Source organism: Dyadobacter linearis (assembly GCF_907165045.1).
GTDB classification, from domain to species: Bacteria; Bacteroidota; Bacteroidia; order Cytophagales; family Spirosomataceae; genus Dyadobacter; species Dyadobacter linearis.
Genome location: NZ_CAJRAU010000007.1, coordinates 325,788 through 334,057, shown reverse-complemented (window position 1 = coordinate 334,057; position 8,270 = coordinate 325,788). Strand labels below are relative to the sequence as shown.

Annotated in this window: 8 protein-coding genes and 1 other RNA gene; 4 read left to right on the top strand and 5 right to left on the bottom strand. The window is 45.8% G+C overall.

Annotated elements, in window-relative coordinates:
* The first annotated feature begins 137 nt into the window (after window positions 1–137).
* A complete protein-coding gene (locus KOD92_RS27560; RefSeq protein WP_215235877.1) occupies window positions 138–332 on the top strand; it encodes a pirin-like C-terminal cupin domain-containing protein in 195 nt (64 codons plus the stop codon).
* A gap of 79 nt (window positions 333–411) precedes the next feature.
* Here KOD92_RS27560 and KOD92_RS22535 read toward each other — a convergent pair whose 3' ends face one another.
* The 3 genes from KOD92_RS22535 to KOD92_RS22525 are packed head-to-tail and all read right to left on the bottom strand — an operon-like array spanning window position 412 to window position 3,011.
* A complete protein-coding gene (locus KOD92_RS22535; protein ID WP_215235860.1) occupies window positions 412–1,326 on the bottom strand; it encodes a helix-turn-helix domain-containing protein in 915 nt (304 codons plus the stop codon).
* Window positions 1,327–1,360: 34 nt separating this feature from the next.
* Window positions 1,361–2,098: an SDR family oxidoreductase gene (locus tag KOD92_RS22530; protein ID WP_215235859.1), complete on the bottom strand. Its 738-nt coding sequence runs from the start codon at window positions 2,096–2,098 to the stop codon at window positions 1,361–1,363.
* Between the two features lies 1 nt (window position 2,099).
* Window positions 2,100–3,011: an NmrA family NAD(P)-binding protein gene (locus KOD92_RS22525; RefSeq protein WP_215235858.1), complete on the bottom strand. Its 912-nt coding sequence runs from the start codon at window positions 3,009–3,011 to the stop codon at window positions 2,100–2,102.
* 219 nt (window positions 3,012–3,230) lie between these two features.
* Between KOD92_RS22525 and KOD92_RS22520 the strand changes: the two genes are divergently transcribed.
* From KOD92_RS22520 to KOD92_RS22510, 3 genes are all read left to right on the top strand, one after another.
* Window positions 3,231–3,824: a Crp/Fnr family transcriptional regulator gene (locus KOD92_RS22520; protein WP_215235857.1), complete on the top strand. Its 594-nt coding sequence runs from the start codon at window positions 3,231–3,233 to the stop codon at window positions 3,822–3,824.
* Window positions 3,825–3,935: 111 nt separating this feature from the next.
* Complete coding sequence (locus KOD92_RS22515; protein WP_215235856.1) at window positions 3,936–4,589, top strand: hydrolase; 654 nt, start codon at window positions 3,936–3,938, stop codon at window positions 4,587–4,589.
* Between the two features lie 71 nt (window positions 4,590–4,660).
* Complete coding sequence (locus KOD92_RS22510; RefSeq protein ID WP_215235855.1) at window positions 4,661–5,020, top strand: nuclear transport factor 2 family protein; 360 nt, start codon at window positions 4,661–4,663, stop codon at window positions 5,018–5,020.
* Between the two features lie 217 nt (window positions 5,021–5,237).
* Here the strand turns inward: KOD92_RS22510 and ssrA are convergent.
* Together ssrA and KOD92_RS22500 are read right to left on the bottom strand one after the other, a co-directional pair.
* Window positions 5,238–5,609, bottom strand: a transfer-messenger RNA (tmRNA) gene (gene ssrA / locus KOD92_RS22505).
* Window positions 5,610–5,838: 229 nt separating this feature from the next.
* Window positions 5,839–8,151, bottom strand: coding sequence for a TonB-dependent receptor (locus tag KOD92_RS22500; protein ID WP_215235854.1), 2,313 nt, complete (start codon window positions 8,149–8,151; stop codon window positions 5,839–5,841).
* Between the last annotated feature and the right edge of the window lie 119 nt (window positions 8,152–8,270).

Genomic DNA, 8,270 nt, shown 5'->3' with positions numbered 1-8,270 from the left:
AAAATCATTAAGTTTAAATTATCACTCTCGCTCAGTGCCGTTAGCCACTTTTAGGTGGCGTAGTTTGCGCAGGAATTAACGGCGTCTTTTGCCCAGGAACACTGGAGTACTTTCACAGGAATATCTAAGAAGGCAGCATTGAACTGCGGAATGAGCATGCAGCAGCTTGCGACTTCATATTGTTCGGCGGCGGATCTTATCAAGAGCCGATCTTTGCAGAAGGACCATTCGTTATGAATTCCAAGCTAGATGTAGCCAATGCCTACCGCGACTACTATAATGGAGATTACGGCAAGATTGATTACGAAAAACAAAGGGCAAAAGCGCAGTAAGGAGTCGCTTTATTTATCATCAATTATCACGCACGTATCGGATATTTTGAGGAAAGTAAAAGTACTAACTGTTGCATTTTCAATTAAATGATTGTCTGAAAGCAAGCGGGGAAAGATTTGTTTTTGTTTTAAAAAGTCGGCTGAAAGATTGTGGATATTCAAATCCGAGTTCATACGCTATTTCAGAGACGGATGCGTTGGAAGTTGACAGTCTTTCCTTAGCTTTTTCAACAAGCTTTTCCTGAATGTGATGCTGGGCATTTTCGCCTGTCAACGACCGCAGCATATCACTCAAATAACTTGCCGACATGCCTAATTTGTCGGCAAGCACTTGAACGGTAGGAACGCCGCTTTCAGAAGCGGTTCCATTTTTAAAATAATCATCTAAAATATCTTCGATCTTTTGCAGCAGGTTATTATTGCCAACTTTTCTGGTAATAAATTGCCGCCCGTAAAACCGGTTGCTGTAATTAAGCAGCAGTTCAATCTGGGAAATCAGCACATCCTGACTGAATTGATCAATTCTGTTATCTAGTTCTTCCTCGATAATATTGAAAACTGCAAAAATAGCGACACGTTCTTTCTCTGAAAGATGCAATGCCTCATTGGCTGCATAGTTGAAGAAGCCGTACTGCTTAATTGTACCGGCCAGCGGGTAGGAAAGCATAAAGTCGGGGTGAACAAGCAGCAGGAAACCGGAAGTTGCACTCGCGCTTGGACTTTCAAAAATTTGCCCCGGCGCGGTAAACACTAGGCCGCCTTCGCCAAAGTCGTAATAATTTTGCCCGTACTTGGCCTTCCCGCACAGGTTCATTTTGTAAGCGATCTTGTAAAAAGGCATAACCATTGAGGGCGGCAATGCACCCGGAGTTATGGTCATATCTTTGATATTGATAAAACTTACCATCGGGTGCAAAGGCTTGGGAAGCCCAAACACCCGGTGAAAGTCGGTCAATGATTCAAATTTGTATAAAGCAGGCGCTTCTGTTTTCATAACTTAAAGATATTGAACTTTGACCAAATATGCCCTACCAGGGCGTTACGCCCGTCTCCGGATTATATTCTTCGCTAAAAAACTGCCCGGTTGGCCCGTCGTTATCGATCATCACGTATTTGGCGATTCGCGCTCCTCCTTCCTGAACTGTTCCTGTGCCCCGGTGACCATTGAAATCCGTAGCCACAAAGCCCGGGCAAACTGCATTGACCTTGAAAGGCGTGTCCCGAAGCTCGTAAGCCAGGTTAATGGTGTACATATTCATCGCAGCTTTGGAGGAAGTGTAAACCGCAGCTTTGTGATCGTAGTATTTCCAGGTTGGATCACTGTGCAGCGTCAAAGAGCATCCGCTCGATGATACATTGACGATCCGGGGTTCAGGCGCATTGCGCAGCAGGTCAATGAACGCCTGTGTTACCCGGATCACTCCGTATAAATTGGTGTCAAATACCTTCGCGTATTGATCAATATCCGCTTCCAAAGCCGATTGTGGCATTCCACCATTGATCCCTGCATTGTTGATCAGTGCATCCAACGACTGGGTTTTCTCTCCAATAATGGCACGTGCAGCCAGCACTGAGGCGGCATCCGTAACATCCAGTTCGATTGCTTCGGCATTATTCAGGCCTTCGGCTTTCAACTTTTCGATTGCGTCCAGGCCATTTGATAATGTGCGGCTTCCGAGATATACATAATATCCTTGCAGCAGAAGCTGGCGTGCGGTTTCAAAGCCAACACCTTTGTTAGCTCCGGTAATCAGTACTTTTTTCATGTTAGTTGGATTGGTTGTGATAGGTTAATGCAAACTCTTTTGCAAAATCAGCGAGCTTTACTTTGCCCATTGTTGGTTTGTTGCGGTAATAATCTTCGTAAAGGCTTCCGTCTTGTTGCGCAGCCTGCATTTCAATGAGGCCCTTTGCGATCCATTCGTTCATCCCGGCGTCCAGGATTTGTTGCAGCATCTGTTCACGCGGGATCACCTGCCATTTTAGAACGGGCATTCCGATAGCGTCACCTAGCGCTTTTGCGATTTCATTGGGGGAAACTTCGTCGCTTGCCAGATAATGAACGGACCTTCCCTCGAAAGGTTTTTCCATTTCTTCTGCAATGACTGCCGCAATGTCCAGGGGAGAAACCCAAGGCTCTTTCTGATCGCCGCCATAAGATTGAATGATGGCTGACTGCGATTTGATGGAAGCGACATACCGGTATAAATTGGTAAAAAACCCAACCGGCCGCATGAATTTGATAGTAACAGATTCGGGAAGTTGATTCAGGATCGTCTCGACCGTATTGTGCAGATACAGGCTCCCGATTCCTTGGTTGGTATGGGCGCCAATGCTGCTTAAATGTACAATCCGCTTTACGCCAGAGTTTTCAATGGCTTGTTTGTAGTTGTTTCCGACTTTGGTAAAAGCAGCAACAAAATCTGCATTTTTATCAAAAATGTTGCCGATGCCCTCCCATGCTTCCATCAGATAAACAATGTCGGCTTCTTTAAATGTGGCTGTTAGAAAATCGACGTCTTGAATGCTGCCAATTGCTGCTTCTGCGCCTAATGCTTCAATGGCCTGCCGCCGCTCTTCTTTACTGCTAATGATGGTCAGGGAATGGTTTTTCCGGCTTAATTCTTCTGCTAGCGGTTTGCTGATATTGCCCAGCGAACCTGTGATTACAATGTTCATTCTGTTTCTGTTTTTTTGTATTACAAAGCTGCGCAACCTTCAAAAAGCAGATCTAACAGAATCGGAGCATGTCATAACAAAATTGAGAAACGGGATAATGCTAACTCTTGGGTAAACTTTGATTTGCCGTTACTTACTAGCTATTTTCGTCGTATTTCAATAATTTACATGGATGTGCGCCAAAGGCCGACGAGTTGCCGGGCAGTAATACCGCAATATATGTACGACGCGTTTTTTAATTATCTTGAAAAATTTAGCTCTGAACCCGTTTCAGAAGACGATAAGGTTTTGCTTAAAAAAGCATTGGTTCCAGCCAAACTAAGGAAGAGACAATATTTCTTACAGGCCGGCGACCAGTGCAAACATTTTGCTTTTATCGTAAAAGGAGCCATGAGGCAATATTCAGTGGATGATAAAGGCTCGGAACATATCATCAGGTTAGGGGTTGAAGATTGGTGGATGGGCGACCGCGAAAGCTGGGTGATGCTTTCGCCAAGCATTTATAATATTGATGCCTGGGAGGACACTGAAATGCTTTTGATTAACAGGGCCAACACCTTGGAACTGATCAAGACGATCCATCCATTTTGTGAAATGATCCAGCAGCTTGACGAAAAAAACAACATTGCTAATCAACGCAGGCTCACTTCATCCATCAGCTCCACTGCCCAAAAACGCTACACTGAATTCGTCGACTGCTATCCTGAATTAACACAGCGATTTCCGCAGCATATTATCGCATCATACCTGGGTATTACAAAAGATACGCTGAGCCGCGTCAGACGACAGCTGTTACAAGATAAGTCCATTTAGCTCCTTCACCCTTCCACGTAGACATTAGTCTACTCTATTTCTCGACTTAGATCATCTTTTACTTTTACGCTGCATCGGAACTTTGACTTTATAAATCAAAAGCAAAGTATCATGCAAAATGTAAAAACAGGTCTGGAAGCCCTTCTGCGTCCGGAAGACAGCATTCTCGTCCTCATCGATCACCAGCCTTACCAGTTCACCAACCTGAACAGCCACGAGCCTACCATCATTATCAACAATGTTACAGGTCTCTCAAAGGCAGCAAAAGTGTTCAATGTCCCAACCATCCTGACTACGGTTATTGAAGAACGCGGCGGCTACATCATCAAACAGATCCAGGATGTTTTCCCTGAACAAAAACCGATCAACCGGACATTCATCAATACATGGGAAGATCCCAAGGTGACGGACATTGTAAAAGAAAGTGGCCGTAAGCAGCTGATCCTATGCGGTTTGTGGACAGAGGTTTGCGTTGCTATGCCAGCGATCCAGGCATTAAGCGAAGGTTATGACGTATTTGTGGTTACAGATGCATGTGGAAGCGTCACCGCAGAAGCACATGATATGGCAGTGCGCCGAATGGTTCAGGCCGGAGTGGTGCCGATCAACTGGATGGCCGTTGCCGCCGAATGGCAACGCGACTGGGCCCGGATGGAAACAGCCCGTCCATTATCCGGTGTTTTACTGGAACACGGTGGAGGAAGCGACGTATCGCTCGCTTGGGAACTACAACTTCTAGCGACTCCTGTACCAGAAAATAATTGACAATCGGAAAGCAACATCCTGACCAATTCAGGATGTTGCTTTTGTTTTTCTCACAACAAAAATTAAAGAACATGAGCAAGGAAGCAGCCCTGATGATGGAAAATAATCTCAACCAGGTTTGGAATGAAAGAAACCCGGAAGCCAGGTTGAAGGCCATTGAGAAAATTTACGATCCCGCAGCAAATCTATACCACGTGGACGACCAGGTTACAGGTTTTGATGCGATCAATAGCAGCGTAACATCCACCCTGAAACATTTGCCCGCAGAGTTTGTATTTACCAAACTTAAACCTGTTATAATCAATAACAACATCGGCAGGCTGATCTGGGGAGCAGGCCCCAGAGGTGAATCTCCTGTCGCAACCGGAATGGATATTGCCCATTTTGAGAATGGAAAAATCAAGTCATTGTATGTTTTTCTGGATAGCTGACAAGCTTTTTGCATCCCGAGTTAAACACATCTTTCTAAATATTAGCTCCTTAGAAGACTAAAAGGGACGAATTTGGGACCAAAAAATGTTTTTAAGATTTAGTCCCGAATTCGTCCCTTTGATTTTGTTTGAATTGAAAAATTCGGATTTAGCATAAAAATCAAAAAGCCCACAAATCATTGATTTGCAGGCTTTTGATACTTTTTGTACTTGGTACTCGTGGAGATGCAGGGAGTCGAACCCTGGTCCAGAACAGGGAAACCCTGCGCCTTCTACATGCTTATCCGTGATTAGGTTTTCGAGCTCGACAAGGTGCACGGCGGACCCGCATCAAAGCCTTAGATACTGGTGTCTCGTTGGATTTCCGTATCACTATTCCAACCAGCGCTGATTTGCGACACCCCGGAGCCCAACCATCAGCACGTAGGTTGGAGGGATGATGGCATTTGTTTAATCCTCCGGATTAAGCAGCCATGGCGTAAGTAGATTCGCCATTTATTGTTTGAGATCATTATTTACGGGAGGTAATCTCAACTCCCGACATGCTTACACACAGACTTCCAACCCGCTGTCAATTCCAGTCACCCCCATTTTTGTTGGCATTGGACCTATATGAAGTCGGTTGCAAGTATAGTTACATTTTTCTGTATGGAAAAGTTTCGCGATGTCAAAAGTCATTGGGGCATTTGTTGTCATTGGGTCATTTATTGTCAAGTATGGCTAGGTGTTGTTCGATGTTGTTCGACCTTGTTTGGTTATTCAATATTCACCCATTGACTCATTGACTCAAAACTTATTCAATCATTCAATCATTGAAACTAAAACTCCCACCGATAACTCAGCACCGGGATCAGGCCCAGCTGATTCTGGGTTACCACCTTGTCCTGGCGAATGTCGAAATAGCGATAGGCTTCGTTTTTGGTTCCGGAAACGTTTTGCAGGTCTAGTGCCAGGGTGCGGCTGTATTTTGCTTTGCTTTTTTTCCAGTACACTCTCAGGTCCGGGCGGAAGTAATCTTTCAATTTAACAGAATATATGCCCGAGTTGCTGTACAAAGTGGTTTGCAGGATACGGGAATATTCCTCATCGACCGGCCTGTCACGAAAGCCGCCTATCCAGAGAATTTTTGCATTGATACCCCAGATATTCGCATTACCCGATTTCAGCTCCTTGCCCGCCGTGAGACTGAATGTGTGGCGGCCACCAAAGCGGCTTGCCCTCCGAATACCATTCATATCCTCGTAAGTAGCATCGTAGATCGACCCTGAGACGAGCATATAAAAGTCATTTGTCAGGAATTTCTGAAAGCTGGCTTCCAAACCGTAAGTAAGTCCTGTCCCAACATTTTCAAAACGTACCGCCGGCCTTTCTTCGATCAGATTGATCGCCGAATATTTAGTGCTTTCATCGCCTCCCACAGGCACATCAAACTGGTTTTGCATATAAGCTTCCAGTTTCAGACTGTTGCTTTTGTTGAAAGTCTGCTGATACCCAAGCACGATATGATGCGATCGCGTTGGCGTCAAATGCATATTCTGCCTCATCGTCGTCATTCCGTAAGTTGCGGTGTAAACATTGGGCGATTGCAGCTGGCTGTGCAGACCATAAGAAAGGCTGAGCTGCTGATTATCAGAAACCTGCCATTTTATAGCAGCTCTCGGTTCAAGCAAAAAACTTCCTTTTGCGTCTTCTTCTTTCAACTTACTGATCATCGCGTGCAAGCCAATTTCAGTAGTTACCGACGGCGCAACCTGGTATGACCAATTCACAAATGGCTGCACCGTCCAGGCATTTACGGATTCATTGAAATAATTGCGGGGCGTTTCAAACTGCTGGGAAGTTAAAAACAAGCCGGCTTTGAAGCGTTGCTTTGCATTCAAACGATAATTGAAAGTGGTATTGAATGAAATCTTTGAGGCAGAAATCTGCTCATCGCCTAGCACGTCGCTATTCATAAGTGTTTTTGGATCAACCAAAAATGCTTTTCTGGTCGAATAAAGCCCGGAACCTGCTACTACTGTACGAATCGAAGCCCGGCTACCGATCGGCTGATCGAAAGTGAGGCCGGCAGCGCCCATTGAACCTTTGTAAATAATATTCTGACCTTCCTTATCGAACTCCCAGGTTGTGGTATCCTTGTCGGGTGTGTACGTATTGTCGCTCAACCCGCCCATTCCGAAAACCGTGAACTTCCCTCCTTTTGCTGTTGGAAAATTGAGGTTAAATGAAAGATCCTGAAAATTGATAACCTCTCCGCCAAAACTAACCCCCAGCGCGCCCAGCAAACCCGTAAACGAATAGCGGTAGTTGACGAGATAAGACGCTTTTGAGTTCTTCGAAAATGGGCCTTCCGCAGCGATGTCAAAGCCCAGCACGCTTGCCTGGGCCGTAAATTCTGTCTGCTCATCGTTTCCTTTTCGCAGGTTCATATCGAGCACGCCACCAGTTACATTTCCATATTGCGCAGGAAACGGGCCGGACAGAAAACTGGAAGTCGCCAGCAGCTGGGTACTCAGGATATTCACGCCGCCGCCGGTTGAAGTGGGCCGGTCGCTGAATGTACCGGCATTGGACAAATGGTTTGGGTTCACGATCTCTACGCCTTCGAGCCGCCATTGCATACTATTGGGCGAGTTACCACGGATCACCAGCCCATTTGCCTGATCATTGGCCGCCGCCACGCCGGGAAATGAAGTAGCGACGCGCGCCGGGTCCATGTAAGTTGCCGCGTACCGGAAGGTTTGCTCCATCGTGATCGGCTGCACACTATTGAATGCAACCGGCCTCGCTGCCGAAACCGTCGCTTCCTGCAACTGTCTACCCGACGGGCTCAGCCTGACCTGAACAACGTTTTCCTTTCCCGATTCCAGCAAAATTTCAGGAATGCTGATCGTTTCATAACCCACATACGTGACTGTGAGCTGGTAGCGGCCCACGTCGAGTTTATCGAAACGAAAATTGCCGTCGGGGCCGGTGATGGTGCCGGTTTGCCCTTGCACCAATTGCACCGTCGCTCCTACCAGCGGCGAGCCGGTATCTGCATCGCGAACGGTGCCGCGAATCGTGGAAGTATAGGTTTGCGCAAAACTTGACGTAAAAATGAATAAGAGTATTGGTAAAAATCTGAGCATTTCGGAACGGATCAAAAGATATAAGTGCAAAAGTAGTTTCTGTCCGGTTGCTAACTGTCCTGTTTGAGAGTAAAACTATCTCAACATTTCATATATTATTATTCAAATTATTATTTGTT

Excerpts from the sequence above, each read along its gene's own strand:
- KOD92_RS22535 (WP_215235860.1), bottom strand. The coding sequence starts at position 1,326 with ATGAAAACAGAAGCGCCTGCTTTATACAAATTTGAATCATTGACCGAC.
- KOD92_RS22530 (WP_215235859.1), bottom strand. The coding sequence starts at position 2,098 with ATGAAAAAAGTACTGATTACCGGAGCTAACAAAGGTGTTGGCTTTGAA.
- KOD92_RS22525 (WP_215235858.1), bottom strand. The coding sequence starts at position 3,011 with ATGAACATTGTAATCACAGGTTCGCTGGGCAATATCAGCAAACCGCTA.
- KOD92_RS22520 (WP_215235857.1), top strand. The coding sequence starts at position 3,231 with ATGTACGACGCGTTTTTTAATTATCTTGAAAAATTTAGCTCTGAACCC.
- KOD92_RS22515 (WP_215235856.1), top strand. The coding sequence starts at position 3,936 with ATGCAAAATGTAAAAACAGGTCTGGAAGCCCTTCTGCGTCCGGAAGAC.
- KOD92_RS22510 (WP_215235855.1), top strand. The coding sequence starts at position 4,661 with ATGAGCAAGGAAGCAGCCCTGATGATGGAAAATAATCTCAACCAGGTT.
- KOD92_RS22500 (WP_215235854.1), bottom strand. The coding sequence starts at position 8,151 with ATGCTCAGATTTTTACCAATACTCTTATTCATTTTTACGTCAAGTTTT.